Here is a 19,109-nt window from a genome sequence, read left to right on the forward strand (position 1 = left end):
CCCACCGTCCGTTCGGTGGAGGTGGAACTCGTAAGGTGTCGGGGTGATCGTGGTGGTGGAAGGGCCCTCGGCCGCGGGCAAGACGACGTGGTGCCGGCGTCAGGTGGGTCGTTTCGTCCCCGAGCACAGCGGCGTCGTGCCTGCTGAGCCCGGCGACGGGCAGGTGCTCGCGCGGTACTGGGCCCGGGTCAGCATGGGGCGCTGGGCCGAGGCCGAGCGGCTGGAGCGGGCCGACGGGATCGCCTTCTGTGACACCGATCCGGTGAAACTGCACTACGCCTGGGGCATGGCCGCGCTCGGGCTGGCGCCGCGGGCCACCTTCGACCGGGAACTGGTGCTGTTGCGGTCGGCCTTCGAGGCGGGGCGGCTCGGGCTGGCCGACGCGGTGCTGGTCGGCATGCCGGACGCGGAGACGTTGCAGGCGCGGCGGGACGCGGACGGCACCCGGCGGCGGCGGAACTTCGCGACGCACGTTCAGCTGCGCGAGCCGTTGCGGCAGTGGTACGAGGCACTGGACTCGCTCAGCCCGGGGCGGGTGATCTGGGGGCTGCCGAACGCCGGCGTACCCAAACTGCCGGAGCCGCGCCCGGCCCGCACCGACGCCGGCCTGCTGGACGAACTGGTCGGTGCCCTGCCGTCACTGCGCTGACAGCGGGTCCTCGAGGATCCGTTCGAAGGCCAGCTCGGCCGCGCCGATCAGCGCCGCGTCGGTGCCCAGTTCGGGGGTACGCAGGCGGATGTGCTCGCGGGTCGCGGCCAGCGCGACCGAGTTGAGCCGGCTGCGGATGTGCGCGGCCGCGACCAGGTAGACGTCGCGCAGCGTGCCGCCGAAGACGACCGCCTCGGGGTTGAAGATGTTGGCCAGGTTGCCGACGCCGAAGCCGATCCAGTCGCCGACCTGGCGGACCGCCCGCTGGGCCTCGCGGTCGCCGCGCATCGCGGCCTCGACCACGGCCAGCACCGCCTCCCGCCCGGAGTCGCCGCCGCGGCCGGCCGCCCGCAGCAGCGCCGACTCGCCGATCTCGGTCTCCCAGCAGCCGCGCGATCCGCAGCTGCACGGCCGGCCCTGCGGGTTGACCACCATGTGGCCGACCTCGCCGCCGTAGCCGCCGTGCCCGGTGACCCGGCGCCCGCCGGCGATGATGCCGCCGCCGACGCCCACGTCGCCGTACAGGTAGATGACGTTGTCACAGCCCATCGCCGCGCCCCGGCTGTGCTCGACCAGGGCCGACACGTCGGCCACGTTCCCGACCGTGAACGGGCCCTCGCCACCGACCACCGCGCTGAGGGCCGCGCCGACCGGTTCGTCGACGACGCCGGTGGTGGGGGCCAGCCGGACCACGCCGTCGTCACGGCGGACCATGCCGGCCACGGCGCATCCGCCGCCGACGTAGCGGGAACCGTCGGGTACGTCCGCGCGCATCTCGTCGATGAACTTGGCCAGCGGGTCGACAGCGTCCATGGCCTGCATGCCGCGCGGGCGTTCGGCGTCGCGCCGGTCCAGGATCCGGCCGCCGAGGCCGATCCGCGCGGCGCGCAGGCGGTCCACCTCGATGCTGACCGCGTACGCGAAGACCTTGGCACTTTCGGGCTGGACCACCAGGGAAGGGCGACCGGCCCGCCCGGTCTCGCCCGGAGTCCGCTCGTTGACGAGCCCCGCGGTGGTGAGTTCCGCGGTGAGCGCCCCGATCGTGCTGCGGTTGAGGCCGAGCCGGGTGGTCAGTTCGGCACGCGTGGTCGCGCCGTGCACGTGGACATAGCGCAGCAGCGTTCCCAAGTTGTGCCGGCGCACCTCCTCCTGGGTGGGGCCGGCCCGCATCAGCGGGCCGTCCCCGTCACCAGGAGACTGTTCATCGGTTGCCGGTCGCGGCCGCTCTGCGCCTGGACAGCGCGTCCACACCGGCCGCGAGCAACAGCACCGCACCGGTGAAGATGAACTTGGTGCCGGAGCTGAAGTTCATCAGGCCCATGCCGTTGTCGATGACCGCGATCACGGTGCCGCCGAGCACGGCGTCGATGACGCGGCCCTTGCCGCCGAAGAGGCTGGTGCCGCCGATGACCGCCGCGGCGACCGCGTAGAGCAGCACGTTCGAGCCGCCGGTGCGGGGGTCGACCGAGCTGGCCCGGCTGACCGCGACGATGCCGCCGATGGCCGCCATGAACGAGCCGATGACGAACACCGAGATGCGGATCCGGTCGACCGGGATACCGGCGCGGCGGGCCGCCTCGGTGTTGCCGCCGACCGCGTACACGTGCCGGCCGTAAGTGGTCCGGCCCAGGACGAAGGTCCAGATGACGGCCACGACGGCGAGAATCGGCACGACGACCGGAACGCCCTTGAGCGAGTTGATGGCCGGGTTGATCGCGCGCTCCTGGGACAGGATCGCGGTCGGGATGAGCACGACCAGGGCCAGGCCGACGATCTTGGCCAGCACGATGCCGATCGGCTCGGTGGGCAGGCCGCGCGAGGCCCGGCCGCGGATCTTGATGAAGTTCAAGAGCGCGTACGCGGCGATGCCGACGATGGCCAGGACCCAGCTCAGCCAGACCGGCATGTTGCCGCGGGCCAGCGAGAGCGTGAACGAGTCCGTGATCGAGATGTTCGTGCCCTCCTTCAGCAGCACCAGGAGCACACCCTGGAAGCCGAGGAAGGCGGCCAGCGTGACCACGAAGGACGGGATACCGACCTTGGCGACCAGGAAGCCGAGCAGGAAACCGATGGCCAGGCCGGTGACCAGGGCCGCCGGGATCGCGCCGTACCAGGGCCAGCCCTTGTTGGTGAGCAGCACGGCCATCACCGCGCCGGACACACCACTGGCGAAACCGGCGGACAGGTCGATCTCGCCGAGCAGCAGCACGAAGACCAGACCCATGGCGATGAAGATCACCGCCGCCCCCTGGGAGAACAGGTTGCTGAAGTTCAGCGCGCTGAGGAAGGTGTCCGGCCGGGCGATGCCGAAGACCAGGCAGAGCACGATCAGACCGAGTACGGCGGCCAGGCTGCCGATGTCGCCGCCGCGGACCCGCCCGATGTAGTCGTTGACGTGGCTGGCGACCGTAGGCTTGGCCACCTGGACCTTTCCGGCCGTGGGGCCGGTCGTGGTTGTGCTCACTGGTCGTCTCCCGGAGTGATGTCGACGAACTCGCTCGGCTTCTCCGGGGGCAGGCCCAGATTGCCGCTGCGCCCGGCGGTGATCAGCTCGACCACCTGGGAGTGGGTCACGTCGGTGGCCTTGACCTGCGCCGCGGTGCGGCCGAGGTAGAGCGCCGCGATCCGGTCGGAGACCGCGAACACGTCGTTCATGTTGTGCGAGATGAGCACGACGCCGAGGCCGTTGTCGGCCAGCCGGCGGACCAGCTCGAGCACCTGGGCGGTCTGCGCCACACCCAGGGCGGCGGTCGGCTCGTCGAGGATGACCACCTTGCTGTTCCAGAGCACCGCCTTGGCGATAGCGACCGTCTGCCGCTGACCACCGGAGAGGCTGGCCACCAGCTGGCGCAGCGACTTCACGGTGCGTACGGAGAGGCTGGCCAGGGTGTCGCCGGCCATCTGCTCCATGGTGGCCTCGTCGAGGGTGAGGCCCTTCTTCTTCTCGCGCCCGAGGAACATGTTCTGGACGATGTCCAGGTTGTCGCAGAGTGCGAGGTCCTGGTACACGACCTCGATGCCCAGCGCGGAGGCGTCCCGGGGGCTGTGGACAGCCACCTGGTTCCCCTCGAACGTCACCGTGCCCGCGTCGATCGAGTAGATACCACTGATGCACTTCACGAGCGTGGACTTACCGGCGCCGTTGTCGCCGACAAGAGCGGTGACCTCGCCGGGGTAGACGGAAAGTCCGACGTCGTGCAGGACCTGAACGGGACCGAAGCTCTTGTCGATCCCGCGCAGCTCCAGAAGAGGTGTCGCGGCCACGGATTGGTTCTCCTTTGCTGGTGACCGGATGAGGGGGGTGCCACGTCCGGCGCCGCCCACGCCGTGGTGCGGGCGTGAGCGGCGCCGTTCGTCAGCCGTCGGGGGTGTCCCCCACGTCAGTCAGGTCAGCTGATGCCGTTGTCCGTGCACAGCTTGGCGAAGTTGCCGGTGCAGAGGGCTTCCTTGGTCACGAAGCCGTCGGCGACGACGTCCTTCACCGTCTCCTTGGTGATGGGCTTCGGGGTCAGCAGCACCGACTTGACGTCCGCGCCCGACTCCGGGTCCTTGATGGTGCCGGTCGCGGTGGTCGGGGTCTCCTGCTTGGCCAGCGCGATGGCCAGCGCGGCAGCCGCGTCGGCCTCCTGCTTGATCGCCTTGTAGACGGTCATGCACTGGTCGCCGGCGAGGATGTTCTGCAGACCCTGCACGGTGGCGTCCTGGCCGGTGACCGGGACCTGGCCGTTCAGCTTGTTCTTCTTCAGCACCTGGATGACCGCGTTGCCGAGACCGTCGTTCGCGGCGAGCACACCCTTGATCTGCTTGTTCTGGGTGAGCATCTGCTCGAAGATGGTGCCGGCCTGCGTGTTGTCCCAGTCCGGAACGGACTGGTCCGGGCCCTTGACGTAACTCTGGTCGTCGTACTTCGGCTTGAGCTTCGAGTCGTAGCCCTGCTTGAACAGGGTGGCGTTGTTGTCGGTGGGCGAGCCGTTGAGCTCGGCCACGACCGGCTTGACGGCCTTGTTGGCGGTCAGGCAGTCGACCAGACCCTGGCCTTGCAGCTCGCCGACCTTGACGTTGTCGAACGACACGTAGTAGTTCGCGCCGCCGTTCAGGGTCAGGCGGTCGTAGTCGATGGTGGCGATACCCGCGGCCTTGGCCTTGTCGAGCACGGCCTTACCGGTACCGGAGTCGAGGTTGACGATGACCAGCACCTTGACGCCGCTGGAGATCATGCCGTCCGCGATCGTCTGGAACTGGCTCTTGTCACCCTGGGCGTTCTGGATGTCGGCCTCAACGCCGGCGGCCGCGAAGGCCGCCTTGAGGAACTTCGGGTCATCCGTACCCCAGCGCTGGGAGCTGGCGGTGTCCGGCAGGATGATGCCGACCTTGCCGGGCGCCGAGCTGCCGCCTTTGCTGCCGGTACCGCCGCTGTCGCTATCCGAGCCACAAGCAGCCATGCTTCCGGTGGCCAGCAGGCCGACCGCGGCAAGGGCGAACATTCCCTTACGCATTAAATATGTCCTTTCGGGTAAATCCGGGCCTTCGTCGGATTCTCCAGTTTGCGTGGAGGGAGGATTCGCTCCCCGGGACGCAGGTGGATCAGGAGCATTTGTTGTGCCCGGCAACGTATTCCCGTAGCGGGCAGTAGCACAAGGCGTGTTGCCAGGCGTTCTGGTCACAGGGGATAACAATCCGGCAACATGCCCGAAGCGACCGAGATTCTCGCCTGTAACCGGTTCCGGGCCGGTGGCTTGACTTCACCCCACAACGTGACGCTAAGTCACGCGGGGGTCCCAACCTGCCGGATCCGGGGATAAAGATCAGCCCCTGTTCATAACGGTGTCGTAACGGCCGTGCCGGATGGGGCCTATGTCCGAATGTGCGCAAGTCTTGCGCCGGTCAGACGGACCAGATCGTCCGGCGCCAACGAGACCTGCAGCCCCCGGCGGCCGGCCGAGACGTACATCAGGTCCAGCTCCCGCACCGAATCATCGACGATCGTCGGCAGCCGGCGACGCTGACCCAGCGGACTGATCCCGCCACGCACATAGCCACTGCTTCGCTCGGCGTCGGCCCGGTCGGCCAGCACCGCCCGTTTGCCGCCGGCCGCGTGGGCCAGGGCCTTCAGATCAAGATCCCCGGTCACGGGTACGACCGCCGTGGTCAGCGAGCCGTCCACCTCGGCGATCAACGTCTTGAACACCTGAGCCGGCGGGATGCCGATCGCCTCGGCGACACGGGCGCCGTAATCGGGGGTGTCGGCGTCGACCTCGTAGGCGTGCAGGGAGTGCGCGACCTTTTGCGCGTTGAGCTGCACCGTTGCGGGGGTGCCGGCCGCTTTCTTAGCCACGGATGGGAAGGCTAACGCGGGCTTCCGACCGGTATCCACATCCGCCTCGCCTGTGGACAACCGCCCCGGATCCCGCGGACCGCCTAGTAAGGGGGTCAGGAGTGGGTGGTGATCAAGGCGGTGGGAGCGTTGGCCACGCGGGTCAGGACCACGCCGGCGGCCGAGCGGCCGGAAAGCTTCAGATCGCGGCGGAGCTTGTCGGGTTCCAGGGCCGAGCCTCGCTTGCGGATCTCGAGGCGGCCGACGTCACGGGCGCGGAGGGCGGAGCGGAGCCGCTTGAGGGAGAACGGCAGGACCTCCAGCACTTCCAGCCGGCGGGCGAAGGGGGTCTCGACGGGGTCGTCGGAGTAGACGTAGGCGATGTCGGGGTCGGCCAGGTGGCCGCCCACGGTCGCGGCGAACTCCGCCACCAGGTGGGCGCGAACCACAGCGGGGTCGGGGTCGTAGAGGAAGCGGCCGACCGGTCCGACCGGTCCGTTCGTGGTGCCGTCGCCGGTCAGCTCATGACCCGCGGGCAGCAGGGCGGCGCGGCGCGGGGCGGTGGCCAGGGGGCCGCACCAGAAGGCGGCCTCGACCAGGTCGCCGCCGACGCTCACCCACTCCCCTTCGGCCCGGGGTGGGAGGAGGCCGTGGTCGATGCCGGGGGACAGTTTGAGCACGGTTCGGGGTACGCGTGCCGCCAGGCCGGCCACGAAATCCCAGGGCGGGGAGAACGACGCCGGGTCGAAGACGCGTCCGCGGCCGGCCTTGCGGCGGGCCGGGTCAGCGAAGACGGCGTCGTAGCGTTCCACCTCCACCGTGGTGGCGTCGGCGCAGGTCACCTCGACGCGGTCGGCCAGGCCGAGGGCCGCCGCGTTGGCCCGGGCCACGGCCGCGGTCAGCGGGTCGGCGTCCACCGCGTACACCTGGATGCCGGCCCGCGCGCACGCCAGCGCGTCCGAACCCAGCCCGCACCCCAGATCGGCCAGGGTTCGCACGCCGGCGGCGGCCAGCCGGGCGGCGCGGCGCTCGGCCACGACCGAGCGGGTCGCCTGTTCCAGCCCCGCACGGGTGAAGAACATGCGGTCGGCCGCGGCGCCGAACTTGGCCCGGGCCGAGCGGCGCAGGGTGGCCTGGGTGAGGGCGGCGGCGGCGAGGTCGGGCGGTGCGCCCCGGCTGCGGAGGGCGGTGGCGGCGGTCAGCGGGTCGCCGCCCGCCAGGTTCCCGGCGGCGGCCAGCAGCTCGTCCTGGTTCCGCAGCTCAGCCAGCAGTTCGACGTCCACGGCGAGACATTCTCCCCTGGGCGAACGCGTTGGCACTCTGGTTGACGGAGTGCTAGTTCCGGCATAACCTCCGACTTAGCACTCTCACCATGAGGGTGCCAGCGTGCGCCTAGTGATGGGGCACGTTTGCGCCAGGCGGACCGGCACCCGCGACGACGGCCCCGCCCGGTGGCATGAGGCATCAGTCCGGCCTCGCTGACGAGGTCGGCAGAACCTGTACCCAGGAGGGTATGCCCGTGACTACCGCGACCAAGGTTGCGATCAAGCCGCTTGAGGACCGCATCGTGGTCCAGGCCAACGAGGCGGAGACCACCACGGCGTCGGGCATCGTGATCCCCGACACCGCCAAGGAGAAGCCGCAGGAGGGCACTGTCCTCGCCGTCGGCCCCGGTCGCATCGACGACAACGGCAACCGGATCCCGGTCGACGTCAAGGTCGGCGAGACGGTCCTCTACTCGAAGTACGGCGGCACCGAGGTCAAGTACGCCGGCGAAGAGTACCTGGTGCTCTCCGCCCGCGACGTCCTCGCGGTCATCGAGAAGTGACCTACTGATGTGCTGACCGCCTCGGTCCCCACGTGTTGGGGACCGGGGCGGCTGTGCGTGAAGGGACCAATAAATGGCGAAGATTCTCAGCTTCTCAGACGACGCCCGGCACCTGCTGGAGCACGGCGTCAACACGCTCGCCGACACGGTCAAGGTCACCCTCGGCCCGCGCGGCCGCAACGTCGTCCTCGACAAGAAGTTCGGCGCGCCCACGATCACCAACGACGGCGTCACCATCGCCAAGGAGATCGAGCTCACCGACCCGTACGAGAACCTCGGGGCCCAGCTGGTCAAGGAGGTGGCGACCAAGACCAACGACGTCGCCGGCGACGGGACCACCACGGCCACCGTTCTCGCGCAGGCGCTGGTCCGTGAGGGCCTGCGCAACGTGACGGCCGGCGCCAACCCGATCGGCCTCAAGCGGGGTATGGACGCCGCTGCCGAGGCGGTCTCGAAGGCGCTGCTCGACAAGGCGGTCGACGTCGACGACCACAAGGCGATCGCCAACGTGGCCACCATCTCGGCCCAGGACGCCACCATCGGCGAGCTGATCGCCGAGTCGATGGACCGGGTCGGCCGCGACGGCGTCATCACGGTGGAGGAGGGTTCGGCGCTCAGCACCGAGCTCGAGGTCACCGAGGGTCTGCAGTTCGACAAGGGCTTCATCTCGCCGAACTTCGTGACCGACGCCGAGTCGCAGGAGGCCGTCCTCGAGGACGCGCACATCCTGATCACCACGCAGAAGATCTCCTCGGTCGAGGAGATGCTCCCGCTGCTGGAAAAGGTTCTGCAGTCGGGCAAGCCGCTGCTGATCATCGCGGAGGACGTCGAGGGCCAGGCCCTGTCCACCCTGGTGGTCAACGCGATCCGCAAGACCTTCAAGGTCGCCGCGGTGAAGGCTCCCGGCTTCGGCGACCGGCGCAAGGCGATGCTGCAGGACATGGCGATCGCCACCGGCGGCGAGCTGATCGCGCCGGAGCTGGGCTACAAGCTCGACCAGGTCACCCTGGAGATGCTCGGCTCGGCCCGCCGGGTCGTGGTCGACAAGGAGAACACCACCATCGTGGACGGTGGCGGTGTCGCTTCGGAGATCCAGGACCGGGTGGCGCAGATCCGCAAGGAGATCGAGGCGTCCGACTCCGACTGGGACCGCGAGAAGCTCGGCGAGCGGCTGGCCAAGCTGTCCGGCGGCATCGCGGTGATCAAGGTCGGCGCGGCCACCGAGGTCGAGATGAAGGAGCGCAAGCACCGCATCGAGGACGCCATCGCGGCGACCAAGGCGGCGGTCGAGGAAGGCACCGTCCCCGGTGGCGGCGCCGCGCTCTCGCAGATCATTCCGGCCCTCGACGGCGACCTCGGCCTGACCGGCGAGGAGGCGACCGGCGTCCAGATCGTCCGCAAGGCACTGGACGAGCCGCTGCGCTGGATCGCGCAGAACGCCGGCCACGACGGCTACGTCGTGGTGGGCAAGGTGCGCGAGCTGGGCTGGGGCCACGGCCTCAACGCGGCCACGGACGAGTACGTCGACCTGGCCGCGTCCGGCATCATCGACCCGGTCAAGGTGACCCGCAACGCGGTCTCCAACGCCGTCTCGATCGCCGGCCTGCTGCTCACCACGGAGAGCCTCGTGGTCGAGAAGCCGGCCGAGCCGGAGCCGGCCGCGGCCGGTGGTCACAGCCACGGCCCGGGTGGTCACAGCCACCAGCACGGCCCCGGCTTCTGACCGGAAGAACCACATGAAGGGCGCGCCGTCTCCCCACGGCGCGCCCTGACTGTTTCAAGAGTCGCGGCTGCGACCGGCCACGACCAGCAGCATCCCGGCGATCCACGGGATGATCGCGATCACCGCGCCCTCGACGCCGCCGAAGATGAAGATGGCCACGGCCAGCAGGCAGCAGACGACGCCGGCGATGAACAGCCGGCGGCGCGGGCGGCGCACGGTGAACTGTTCCTCCCGGAGGTGCGCGACGATCTCGTCGAAGTCGTCCTCCGGCATCCGGCGCCACCTCCTGACCGCCACGCTACGCCTGCTCAGCGCACCCGTTCGGCCGAGCCGGGCATTGCCCTTCTTCGCTATCATCCGGCCGTGGACATCCGTGCGTCGGACGAGGACCGCCGGCGGGTGGTGGCCGCCCTGGAGCGGCACACCGGTGCCGGGCGTCTGACGCTGGACGAGTTCGCGGCGCGCGTGGACGCGGCGGCCGAGGCCCGCACGATGTCCGAGCTGGCCGCCGTGACCAGCGACCTGCCGGTGACCGAGGACGATCACCCGCGCCGCGAGCTGCTGCTGGTCTTCGCCATCGCGCTGGTGACGTTGGTCATCCTGGGTCTGTTCATGGCGCTGCGCAGCTAACGGATCAGGACGCATCTGAACGTCGAGGTGCGCGGCGACCAGATCTACGTGCACGCCCGCGACACCGACCCGGTGGATCACCCGAGTGCGAGGCGACGCCCAGAGCGTGCCTGGGTGATCCGTCGGATGCGCCCTAGCGATCCACCGGGGTGAAGTCCCACACGTGCGGCGAGCGCGCCACCAGTGACGACGGCGGTTCCGGCAGGGCGACCGGCGAGTGGCGCCATGTGGAGATGACCACGATGCGCTTGTCGGTGGATGAGTAGACCTCGCTCGACACGTGCTGCGGCAGCACCTCTAGCTGCGGCAATGCCTTGTCGCACACCCAGGTCAGCAGCTCGTCGAAGCCACTGCCGAGCGCACGCACCTCCCACATCCGCGCAATCATGAGCCACTACCTACCCTCACGCGGTGACCACAGTCAATGGCATGGCGGAGTCGGCGGGCAGATCCAGCCGGCTCGGCGCCACGCCGGCCGCCACGAGGTGGGAGCCCAGGGCCGCCACCATGGCTCCGTTGTCGGTGCACAAATTCGGCCGGGGTACGCGTACCCGGATGCCATGTTTCTCCGCACGCAGCGAAGCCAGCGCCCGGAGCCGGGAGTTCGCCGCCACCCCACCGCCGATGACCAGGGTCTCCACCCCGTTGGCGCGGCACGCGGCGATCGCCTTGGCGGTGAGCACGTCGCAGACCGCCTCCTGGAAACTGGCCGCGACGTCGGCCACCGGGATGGTGTCGCCGGCCCGCTGACGAGCCTCGACCCAGCGGGCGACAGCGGTCTTGAGCCCGGAGAACGAGAAGTCGTAGCGGTGCGCGGCGAGATCCTTGGGCGCGGTGAGGCCCCGGGGGAAGGCGATGGCCCCGGCGTCACCGTCGCGGGCCCGGCGGTCGATCACCGGCCCGCCCGGGAAGCCCAGCCCGAGCAGCCGGGCCACCTTGTCGAAGGCCTCGCCGGCGGCGTCGTCGATGGTCGCGCCGAGCGGGGTCACGCCCGCTGTCATGTCGTCCACCAGCAGCAGCGACGAGTGGCCGCCGGAGACCAGCAGAGCGATCGCCGGTTCGGGCAGCGGGCCGTGCTCGAGGGTGTCGACCGCCACATGCGCGGCGAGGTGGTTGATGCCGTAGATGGGCTTGTCGGTGGCCAGCGCGTACCCCTTGGCCGCGGCGACACCGACGAGCAGGGCACCGGCCAGGCCCGGCCCGGCCGTCACCGCTATCGCGTCGATGTCGGCCAGTGTGACCTTCGCCTCGTCGAGGGCTCGTCGCATGGTCGGGACGATGGCTTCGAGGTGGGCGCGGCTGGCCACCTCGGGCACCACGCCGCCGAACCGGGCGTGCTGGTCGACGCTGCTGGCCAGTGCGTCGGCGAGCAGGGTGTGGCCGCGGACGATGCCGACACCGGTCTCGTCGCAGGAGGTCTCGATGCCGAGGACGAGGGGTTCTTCAGTGGGCACTGCGCATCATCACCAGGGCGTCCGTGTTGCTGGGTTGGTAGTAGCCGCGGCGGATGCCGACCGGCTCGAAGTCGTAGCGGGCGTACAGGCGCTGGGCCGGCTCGTTGTCGACGGCCACCTCGAGCAACGTCTTGCCACTGCCCTGCCGGGCCGCCTCGGCGAGCAGCGCCTCGAGCAGGTCGCGCCCGATCCCCCGTTTCTGCGCGTCCCGCCGCACGGCGATGTTCTGCACCCAGGACTCCTCGGCGTCCACGACGGACAGTCCCGCGTACCCCAGAATCCGCTGCTCCTCGACGGCGACCAGGTAGAAGCGGCGCATGGCGAGCTCGTTCCAGAACATCGCGGCCGACCACTTCTCGGCCCCGAAGAGGTCCTCCTCGATCGGCAGGATCTCGGCGATGTGCCACCACCGCATCCGGGTCAGCGTCATGGCAGCACGGGCTTGCGCGCGGACGGTTCGACGGCGTCCGGGCGGCGCAGGTAGAGCGGAGTGAGCGGCTCGCTGCCGGCCCGGCCGAGGATCCGGTCGGCGGCCAGCGCGATCAGGGCGACGCCGGGCGGGTAGAGCACGTGCTCGTCGATGGGCAGGCCGAGGATCTCGCTGTATTTCACCGCGCCCTCGCCTACGGCCCGGTCGGCGTCCGCCCGCACGTTCGAGGGCTTGTCGACGGCCGGATCGGTGGCTCGGTGCCCGTCCACATAGGTCGCGTAGTAGATCTCGCGGCGCCGCGCGTCGGTCGCGACCAGGACGCGGCCCGGCCCGGCGGCGCGGCCCAGGCCGTCGAGACTGCAGACGCCGTACGCCGGAACGCCCAGCGCCTGGCCCATGCTCGCGGCCGTGGCCAGCCCGACCCGCAGGCCGGTGAACGGGCCGGGACCGACCCCGGCGACTATCGCGTCGAGGTCACCGGGGCGCACCCCGGCCTCCTCCAGCGTCGCGTGGATCTGCGGCGCCAGCAGCTCACCGTGCGCGCGGGGGTCGACGGTCCGACGTTCGGCCAGGCCGTGCAGACCGGCGCCGGAAACGTGAGCGACGGCCGCGGTAGAGGCCGGCGTCGCGGTGTCCAGGGCTAGTACGAGCATCTCTAACCCCAGGTGATGGCCGGGCGCCCGGCGTCGGCCAGCGCCTTGTTGGCCGCACTGAACGGGCGCGCGCCCAGGAACCCGGCCCGGTTGAGCGGGCTCGGGTGCCCGGCCTCCAGCACGGTGTGCGCCGGGTTCGTGATCAGGTCGGCCTTCTTCCGCGCGTACCCGCCCCAGAGCAGAAAGACCACCCGCTCGGCCCGCGCGTTCAACGCCTTGATCGTCGCGTCGGTGAACGCCTCCCAGCCCTTGTTCGCGTGCGAGCCGGCCTTGGTCGCCCGGACGGTGAGCACCGCGTTGAGCAGCAGCACGCCCTGCCGGGCCCAGCCGGTCAGGTCGCCGGTGGCCGGGGGCGTCACTCCGACGTCGGCCGCCATCTCTTTGAACACGTTGCGCAACGACGGCGGGATGCGCACACCGTCACGAACGCTGAAGCTCAGGCCGTGTGCCTGCCCCGGCCCGTGGTAGGGGTCCTGGCCCAGGATCAGCACCGAGGTCTGCGCGGGCGGGCACAGGCGATAGGCCGCGAACAGGTCCTCGATCGGCGGGTAGACCGTGTGCTCGGCGTACTCCCGCGCCACGAACTCGCCCAGTGCCGCGGTGCGCTCGTCGGACAGGTGCGGGGCCAGCGCCTCCCGCCACTCGGCCGGAAGCATCTCCAGAAGGTTCATCGCTTGATCCTTGCCTCCCAGTCGCCACCGTGCGGAACCAGGTGCACCACCCGCGTGTCGTCGTCACGGCGCTCGATGCGGACCTGCAGGTATTCGTCGTTGAGGTGCTCGGCCAGCCCCTCGCCCCACTCGACCACCGTCACCGCGTCGTCGGCCGAGGCGTCCAGGTCGAGGTCGTCGATCTCGGCCCGCGGGTCGGGGCGGTCACCCAGCCGGTACGCGTCGGCGTGCACCATCGGCACCGGCCCGCGATGCACCCGCGCGATCACGAACGTCGGCGACGTGATCGGCCCCCGCACGCCCAGCCCGGCCCCGATCCCCTGCGCCATCGCGGTCTTGCCGGCGCCCAGCGGCCCGGTCAGCAGCACCAGGTCGCCAGGGCGCAGCACCGCGGCCAGCCGGCGACCAAAGGCGTGGGTGTCCTCCACAGTGGAGAGCTGAGTCTCTGCCGGCCAGGGACTGTCAGCGATCACGTGATCTTCTCCAAGAACGGCAAGATGGCCGCGTTCACCTCGTCCGCCTTCTCCAGCATGACCACGTGCCCGCTGTTGTCGATCTTGACCAGGGTGGCCTCGGGCAGGTGCCGGAGGATCTCCTCGGAGTGGGTGACCGGCGTCAGATAATCCTTGGTGCCGACGATGACCAGCACCGGGACGCCGCGCAGGGCGGACAGCGCCGGGAACCGGTTGTGCGTGTAGAGCGTATGCAGATATTTGGTCAGCGTCTCGACCGACGTCTTCGAGTTCATGTGCTCGACGAAGGTGACGAGCGACGCGCTCGGCTTGTCCTCGCCGAAGCCGTACCGCCGGGTCAGCAGCCAGGCCAGATCGGAGGTGGCCACCCGGGCCTTGTTGATCGCCGGGCCGCCCAGCCGCGCGGCCGCGTTCCACACCGGGAACCAGGGCGCGCTGGCCCGCGCGACAAGCGTCGGGATGCCGATCTTGGTCTTGTCGATCAGGCCGGCCGAGGTCGAGATCAGCACCACGCCGGTGACCCGCCGGCCGAACCATTCCGGGTACTGCTCGGCGAACGCCATGATCGTCATGCCGCCCATCGAGTGCCCGACCAGGATGATGTGGCCCTCGGGCACGGTCTTGTCGAGGACCGCGGCCAGCGACTGGCCCAGCGCCGCGATGTCATAGTCACCCGACTTGAGCTTGCTCGAGCGGCCGTGCCCCGGCTGGTCGTAGAAGACCATCCGGTCGTCGCCGCGCTCGGTCAGCGCCTTGCGCTGGAAATAGAACGTGCCCATGTCCAGGGCGAAGCCGTGCACGAAGACGATCGTCGGGCGCTCGTTCGGCCCGCCGACCGGCTCGACGATCTCGACGTGCAACTCGGTGCCGTCGGCCGCGGTGACCGTGAGCTCCTCGTCGAACGGCGGGTCGCCGAACTCCTCCTCGCGGTGCGGGTCGCCGGGCGCGTTCACCGAGCGGCGGACCAGGGCCCGCTCGACCGCGAAGGCCGTGGCCAGGCCGGCCGCGGCGACACCGACGGCCGCGCCGACGATGCCGACGCGTTTCCTGGTGATCGTCGGCCGGCTCCGGCTCATGAGGGCTCCCCGTCGTAATGGCGCGGTACCCGGCTGGCGCCGAACCTGGTCACGATCTCGTAGTTGATCGTCCCGGCGGCCGCGGCCCAGTCGTCGGCCGTGGTCGGGCCCGAGCCGAAGAGCGTGGCCACGTCACCGGTCGCCACCGGGTCGTCGCCGCAGTCGACCACGAACTGATCCATGCAGACCCGGCCGGCGATCCGGTGCACCTTGCCGTTGACCTCGATCACACCCGCGCTGCTGGCGTGGCGGGGCACACCGTCGCCGTAGCCGAGGGGGATCAGGGCCAGCGTCGTCTCACGCTCGGTGACGTAGGTCAGGCCGTACGAGACACCCTGCCCGGCCGGCACCCGCTTGACCATCGCTATCCGCGCCCGGGCGGTCATCGCCGGCCGCAAGCCGTAGGTCTCCCCCTCGATCGGCGACAGCCCGTAGATCGCGATACCCGGCCGGACCAGGTCGTAGTGCGCGTCGGGCCGGGTCAGCAGGGCGGCCGAGTTGGCCATGTGCCGGTAACGCGGCGACACACCGGTCTGCGCGGCCACCGCCAGACCCTCCTCGAACGCCGCCAGCTGCCGGTCGATCGACTCGTGCCCGGGCGTGTCCGCACACGCGAAGTGGCTCCACGTGCCCACCACCTCGACATCGCCCGCCGCCTGCGCTTTCGCGGCCGCCTCGACCAGCGCGGGCCAGTCGCTGGCCAGGGCGCCGCCGCGGCCCAGGCCGGTGTCGAGTTTGAGGTGTACGCGAGCAGCCCGCTCGCCCCGACGGGCGGCGGCGACCAGCTCGGCCAGCTGCTCCAGGCTCGACGCGCTCAGGTCGACCCCGGCCGCCACCCCCTCGTGCAGCGGCAGCCCCGGGGCGTGCAGCCAGGCCAGCACCGGCGCGGTGACGCCGGCCCGGCGCAGGGCCAGAGCCTCGTCCAGGGTGGCCACGCCGAGCCAGGTCGCGCCGCCGGCCAGCGCCGCCCGGGCCGCCGGAACCATGCCGTGGCCGTAGCCGTCGGCCTTCACCGCAGCCATCACCTCGGCCGTGGTGTGGGCGCGCAGCGACGCCACGTTGTCCCGGATCGCGTCCAGATCGACCCGGACCTCGGCCTGCCACATGATTGCCAGCCTACTGAGCGGTGGCCGGACCCACCGTGTCGCCGATCGCCCCGGGCAGCGCCGCCGCCACATCGGGTGCGGTGACCGGTCCGTGCGCCTCGGCCCGGCGGCCGGCCAGGCCGTGCAGGTACGCCGCCGCGACCGCCGCCCGTTCCGGGGCCAGGCCGGCCGCCAGCAGCGAGCCCAGCAGACCGGCGAGCACGTCGCCGCTGCCCGCCGTGGCCAGGGCGGACGTACCGGTCGGATTGACCCAGACCTCGCCGGCCGGAGTGGCCACGATCGTGCGGTCGCCCTTGAGAAGGACCACACCGTTGATCCACGCGGCCATCCGGCACGCCGCCGACATCCGGTCGGCGCCGGGCGCCTCGCCGGCCAGCCGCTTGAACTCACCGTCGTGCGGGGTGATCACCAGTGGCGCGTCCCGGCGCAGGTCGTCGGCGTGCTTGCCGTCCACCAGCAGGGTCAGCGCGTCGGCGTCGAGCAGCACCGGCAGCGAGGTGGCCAGCACGCTGCGCAGCTCGGTGCGGGCGCCGTCGTCGGTGCCCAGGCCCGAACCGCAGACCCAGGCCTGCACCCGGCCCGCGTCGCCGACCCGGGGCGCCGCCACCACCGAGGGATGCGCGCGGACGACCTCGGCGTGGGCGCTGCCGGCGTAGCGGACCATGCCGGTCGGGCCGGCGCAGGCGCCCGCGGTGGACAGGACGGCAGCACCCGGGTACGTGGCCGAGCCGGTGGCCACGCCGACCACGCCGCGGGTGTACTTGTCGGACTGCGGGCCCAGCCGCGGCCACCACGCGGCGATGTCGTCGGCGTCGGGTACGCGTACCGCCGGATCGCCCCTCAGCAGCGGGCGCAGCCCGATGTCGACCAGATCGACCTGGCCGCACCGTGGCGCCGCCGCACCCACCACGTGGGCCGGTTTGAGGCAGCCGAAGGTCACCGTCACGTCGGCGGTCACCGCGTCGCCGGGAACGTCACCGGTGTCCACCGCCACACCGCTGGGCACGTCCACCGCGACCACCGGCGGCCGCCCACCGGCACGCGAGCGCAGCCCGCCCAGCGCACCCACGATCGCCGCCGCCTCGGGCCGCAGACCGCCGCTGGCCCCGATCCCGACGATGCCGTCCAGCACCAGGTCGGCCCGGGTGGGCAGGTCACGCACGGTGAAGCCACCGGCGTTGCGGAGCGCGGCCAGACCGGCCAGGTGGACCCGGTCGGGGCTGAGCAGGATGGCCCGCACCTGGGCGCCGCGCTCGGCCAGCCGGGCCCCCGCGTACAGCGTGTCGCCGCCGTTGTCACCGCTGCCGACCAGCAGCAGCACCCGGGCGCCGTAGACGCCGCCGCTCTCGGCCAGCAGCAGCCCGCACCGCCGGGCCAGCCCGGCCGCCGCACGCCGCATCAACGTGCCGTCGGGCAGGGTCGCCATCAGCGCTTTCTCGGCCGCGCGGACGTCGGCCACGCGCCAGGCCAGCCGCATGTCTCGTTCCCCCTTTAGGATTCGGCGACGACCATCGCCGACGCGATGCCCCCGTCGTGCGACAGCGACAGATGCCAGCGGTTGACGCCCCGCTCGGCGGCCGCCGCGGCCACCGTACCGGCGACCGTGAGCCAGGGCCGCCCGTCCGGGTCCGCCACGATCTCACAGTCGTGCCAGCGCAGTCCGGCCGGTGCACCGAGCGCCTTGGCCACCGCCTCCTTGGCCGCGAACCGGGCCGCCAGCGACTCCGGAGAGCGCGGGTTGCCGGACGAGGTGAGCCGCTCGCCCTCGGTGAAGAGCCGGTTCGCGAGCAGGGGCGTCCGCTCCAGCGCACCGGCGAAGCGGTCCACCAGGACGACGTCGATGCCGACAGCCACGATCACGCGGATAACCCTAATCAATGGTTATCCACAGGGCCCCGGCATCCGCCGCCGGCCCGGCCTAACGTTCCGGTCACTCCATTCCCGCTCCTGCCGGAGGTGACCGATGCGGTCCGATCTCGAGGTCGACACCGAGGCCCTGCGAGGCTGCGCGCCACCCGTGCACGCGCTCGCCGACGCGGTGGCGGCCGCGGCCGTCCCCGGTTCGGTCCTGGTCCCGCGGTGGGACACCTCCGAAGCGGCGGCCGCCATGTCCGAGGCGGCCCGGGTGCGGGGCCGGCTGCTGGCCGGCGACCTCGACCGCGCGGCCGACCGGCTGACCACCACCGCACACGACTACGAGCAGGCCGACGAGCAGGTCGCGGGCCGGTTGCGGGCCGTGCGATGACGGCTCTGACCATCACGTACGCCCGGCTGCGGGCCACCGATCCGGCCCGCTGGCGCGAGCTGGCCGCCGCCTGGCGACGGCACGCGGCGACAGCCGGGCACTGGGCCACCGACCTCGGCACCCAGATCGGCCGGCTCGCGGCCACCTGGACCGGTCCGGCCGCCACGGCCGCGCTCGCCCACCTGCAGCGGCTGCGCCGGGTGGCCGTGCTGATCCGCCTGCACTGCTGGTCGGCCGACCAGGCGCTGAGCGAGTGGGCCGCCGCGCTGGAGCGGGCCCGGGCGCTGCTCGGCCGCGGGGTGGCCATCGCCACCCGGGCCGGCCTGCGGGTGGACGACGACGGCCGGGTCACCCCACCGGCGGCGCCCGCCTTCGGTGCGGCGATGTCCTCGATCCAGGACGCACTGCGAATAGCCGCCGAGGCCGACGGCGCCGCCACCGCGCGGCTGGCCGAGCTGACCGATTCGCTGATGGGCGACCTGGGCGCCACGCCGCCGCCCGTCACGCCGCCACCACCGGCACCGGCCGAGGTCGCCGGGTGGTGGGCCCGGCTCACCCCGGCGCAGCGCTTCTGGCTCATCGCCACCGAGCCGGCGCTGGTCGGCGGCCGCGACGGTGTGCCGGCCGCCGCCCGCGATCTCGCCAACCGCCTGCTGCTCGGCGACCGGCGACCCGACCTGACGGCACGGCTCGAGGCCGGCACCGGCCCGCGCGGCTACCTGCTCGGGCTGCCCGAAGACGATCTGTGGCACGGGCACAATCCGGCCGACGCCGGGTTCGGGGCCCGGGTGGTGCCCAGCCAGCCCGACGCCGGGCACTCCGGATACTGAGATCCGGGGCGTCCGGCGCTGGACGGG

General features: G+C 71.5%; 23 protein-coding genes. 6 read left to right on the forward strand and 17 right to left on the reverse strand.

Annotated elements, in window-relative coordinates:
• Window positions 1-43 precede the first annotated feature (43 nt).
• Complete coding sequence (locus tag ACGFIO_RS25010) at window positions 44-649, forward strand: hypothetical protein (RefSeq protein ID WP_392829098.1); 606 nt, start codon at window positions 44-46, stop codon at window positions 647-649.
• On the opposite strand, the gene ACGFIO_RS25015 is transcribed toward ACGFIO_RS25010, so the two are convergent.
• The 6 genes from ACGFIO_RS25015 to ACGFIO_RS25040 all read right to left on the reverse strand — a co-directional run bounded on the left by ACGFIO_RS25015 (window position 638) and on the right by ACGFIO_RS25040 (window position 7,246).
• On the reverse strand, window positions 638-1,819 hold the full coding sequence (locus tag ACGFIO_RS25015) for an ROK family protein (protein WP_392829099.1): 1,182 nt from the start codon (window positions 1,817-1,819) through the stop codon (window positions 638-640). The two genes, ACGFIO_RS25010 and ACGFIO_RS25015, sit on opposite strands and share 12 nt — an antisense overlap.
• 31 nt (window positions 1,820-1,850) lie before the next feature.
• Window positions 1,851-3,113, reverse strand: coding sequence for a sugar ABC transporter permease (locus tag ACGFIO_RS25020; RefSeq protein WP_392829101.1), 1,263 nt, complete (start codon window positions 3,111-3,113; stop codon window positions 1,851-1,853).
• Window positions 3,110-3,913 carry an ATP-binding cassette domain-containing protein gene (locus tag ACGFIO_RS25025; RefSeq protein WP_392829103.1) on the reverse strand — a complete coding sequence of 268 codons (804 nt, stop codon included), beginning with the start codon at window positions 3,911-3,913 and terminating at the stop codon, window positions 3,110-3,112. The genes ACGFIO_RS25020 and ACGFIO_RS25025 overlap by 4 nt, the downstream gene beginning before the upstream one ends.
• A 125-nt stretch (window positions 3,914-4,038) precedes the next feature.
• The gene (locus tag ACGFIO_RS25030) at window positions 4,039-5,145 is read right to left on the reverse strand and encodes a sugar ABC transporter substrate-binding protein (protein WP_392829105.1); all 1,107 of its coding nucleotides are present in this window, start codon (window positions 5,143-5,145) and stop codon (window positions 4,039-4,041) included.
• A gap of 356 nt (window positions 5,146-5,501) precedes the next feature.
• Window positions 5,502-5,984, reverse strand: coding sequence for a Cys-tRNA(Pro) deacylase (gene ybaK / locus ACGFIO_RS25035; protein ID WP_392829107.1), 483 nt, complete (start codon window positions 5,982-5,984; stop codon window positions 5,502-5,504).
• Between the two features lie 95 nt (window positions 5,985-6,079).
• Window positions 6,080-7,246 carry a methyltransferase domain-containing protein gene (locus ACGFIO_RS25040; protein ID WP_392829109.1) on the reverse strand — a complete coding sequence of 389 codons (1,167 nt, stop codon included), beginning with the start codon at window positions 7,244-7,246 and terminating at the stop codon, window positions 6,080-6,082.
• 230 nt (window positions 7,247-7,476) lie between these two features.
• On the opposite strand from ACGFIO_RS25040, the gene groES reads away from it, so the two are divergent.
• Both groES and groL read left to right on the forward strand, forming a co-directional pair.
• Entirely contained in the window at window positions 7,477-7,791 is a 315-nt protein-coding gene (gene groES / locus ACGFIO_RS25045) for a co-chaperone GroES (RefSeq protein WP_392829111.1), read from the forward strand.
• 73 nt (window positions 7,792-7,864) lie between these two features.
• Window positions 7,865-9,514 (forward strand): chaperonin GroEL, encoded by a 1,650-nt coding sequence (groL, locus tag ACGFIO_RS25050; protein WP_392829112.1) that lies wholly within the window; start codon window positions 7,865-7,867, stop codon window positions 9,512-9,514.
• 54 nt (window positions 9,515-9,568) lie between these two features.
• Here groL and ACGFIO_RS25055 read toward each other — a convergent pair whose 3' ends face one another.
• The gene (locus ACGFIO_RS25055) at window positions 9,569-9,787 is read right to left on the reverse strand and encodes a hypothetical protein (RefSeq protein ID WP_392829114.1); all 219 of its coding nucleotides are present in this window, start codon (window positions 9,785-9,787) and stop codon (window positions 9,569-9,571) included.
• A gap of 90 nt (window positions 9,788-9,877) precedes the next feature.
• Here ACGFIO_RS25055 and ACGFIO_RS25060 point away from each other — a divergent pair, with 90 nt between their 5' ends.
• Window positions 9,878-10,144 (forward strand): DUF1707 domain-containing protein, encoded by a 267-nt coding sequence (locus tag ACGFIO_RS25060; protein ID WP_392829116.1) that lies wholly within the window; start codon window positions 9,878-9,880, stop codon window positions 10,142-10,144.
• Between the two features lie 133 nt (window positions 10,145-10,277).
• On the opposite strand, the gene ACGFIO_RS25065 is transcribed toward ACGFIO_RS25060, so the two are convergent.
• From ACGFIO_RS25065 to ACGFIO_RS25110, 10 genes are read right to left on the reverse strand one after another with little or no spacing between them, the layout of a single operon-like run.
• Complete coding sequence (locus ACGFIO_RS25065; protein ID WP_392829118.1) at window positions 10,278-10,532, reverse strand: hypothetical protein; 255 nt, start codon at window positions 10,530-10,532, stop codon at window positions 10,278-10,280.
• 16 nt (window positions 10,533-10,548) lie between these two features.
• Window positions 10,549-11,598 carry a tRNA (adenosine(37)-N6)-threonylcarbamoyltransferase complex transferase subunit TsaD gene (gene tsaD, locus ACGFIO_RS25070; protein WP_392829120.1) on the reverse strand — a complete coding sequence of 350 codons (1,050 nt, stop codon included), beginning with the start codon at window positions 11,596-11,598 and terminating at the stop codon, window positions 10,549-10,551.
• A complete protein-coding gene (gene rimI, locus ACGFIO_RS25075; RefSeq protein ID WP_392829122.1) occupies window positions 11,588-12,028 on the reverse strand; it encodes a ribosomal protein S18-alanine N-acetyltransferase in 441 nt (146 codons plus the stop codon). Before rimI ends, tsaD begins: the two co-directional genes overlap by 11 nt.
• Window positions 12,025-12,681, reverse strand: coding sequence for a tRNA (adenosine(37)-N6)-threonylcarbamoyltransferase complex dimerization subunit type 1 TsaB (gene tsaB / locus ACGFIO_RS25080; protein ID WP_392829123.1), 657 nt, complete (start codon window positions 12,679-12,681; stop codon window positions 12,025-12,027). The genes rimI and tsaB overlap by 4 nt, the downstream gene beginning before the upstream one ends.
• A 2-nt stretch (window positions 12,682-12,683) precedes the next feature.
• On the reverse strand, window positions 12,684-13,352 hold the full coding sequence (gene ung, locus ACGFIO_RS25085) for a uracil-DNA glycosylase (protein WP_392829124.1): 669 nt from the start codon (window positions 13,350-13,352) through the stop codon (window positions 12,684-12,686).
• Window positions 13,349-13,822, reverse strand: a complete 474-nt coding sequence (gene tsaE / locus ACGFIO_RS25090) for a tRNA (adenosine(37)-N6)-threonylcarbamoyltransferase complex ATPase subunit type 1 TsaE (RefSeq protein ID WP_392829543.1) — start codon at window positions 13,820-13,822, stop codon at window positions 13,349-13,351. The genes ung and tsaE overlap by 4 nt, the downstream gene beginning before the upstream one ends.
• Window positions 13,822-14,901, reverse strand: a complete 1,080-nt coding sequence (locus ACGFIO_RS25095; RefSeq protein WP_392829125.1) for an alpha/beta fold hydrolase — start codon at window positions 14,899-14,901, stop codon at window positions 13,822-13,824. The genes tsaE and ACGFIO_RS25095 overlap by 1 nt, the downstream gene beginning before the upstream one ends.
• Entirely contained in the window at window positions 14,898-16,007 is a 1,110-nt protein-coding gene (gene alr, locus ACGFIO_RS25100; RefSeq protein ID WP_392829126.1) for an alanine racemase, read from the reverse strand. Before alr ends, ACGFIO_RS25095 begins: the two co-directional genes overlap by 4 nt.
• A gap of 10 nt (window positions 16,008-16,017) precedes the next feature.
• Window positions 16,018-17,484, reverse strand: a complete 1,467-nt coding sequence (locus ACGFIO_RS25105) for an NAD(P)H-hydrate dehydratase (protein ID WP_392829127.1) — start codon at window positions 17,482-17,484, stop codon at window positions 16,018-16,020.
• Window positions 17,485-17,498: 14 nt separating this feature from the next.
• The gene (locus tag ACGFIO_RS25110) at window positions 17,499-17,867 is read right to left on the reverse strand and encodes a holo-ACP synthase (RefSeq protein WP_392829128.1); all 369 of its coding nucleotides are present in this window, start codon (window positions 17,865-17,867) and stop codon (window positions 17,499-17,501) included.
• A gap of 103 nt (window positions 17,868-17,970) precedes the next feature.
• Between ACGFIO_RS25110 and ACGFIO_RS25115 the strand changes: the two genes are divergently transcribed.
• Entirely contained in the window at window positions 17,971-18,252 is a 282-nt protein-coding gene (locus ACGFIO_RS25115; RefSeq protein ID WP_392829129.1) for a hypothetical protein, read from the forward strand.
• The gene (locus ACGFIO_RS25120) at window positions 18,249-19,082 is read left to right on the forward strand and encodes a hypothetical protein (RefSeq protein ID WP_392829130.1); all 834 of its coding nucleotides are present in this window, start codon (window positions 18,249-18,251) and stop codon (window positions 19,080-19,082) included. Before ACGFIO_RS25115 ends, ACGFIO_RS25120 begins: the two co-directional genes overlap by 4 nt.
• Window positions 19,083-19,109 lie beyond the last annotated feature (27 nt).

The organism is Actinoplanes sp. NPDC049265 (assembly GCF_043197135.1).
Classification (GTDB): domain Bacteria; phylum Actinomycetota; class Actinomycetes; order Mycobacteriales; family Micromonosporaceae; genus Actinoplanes.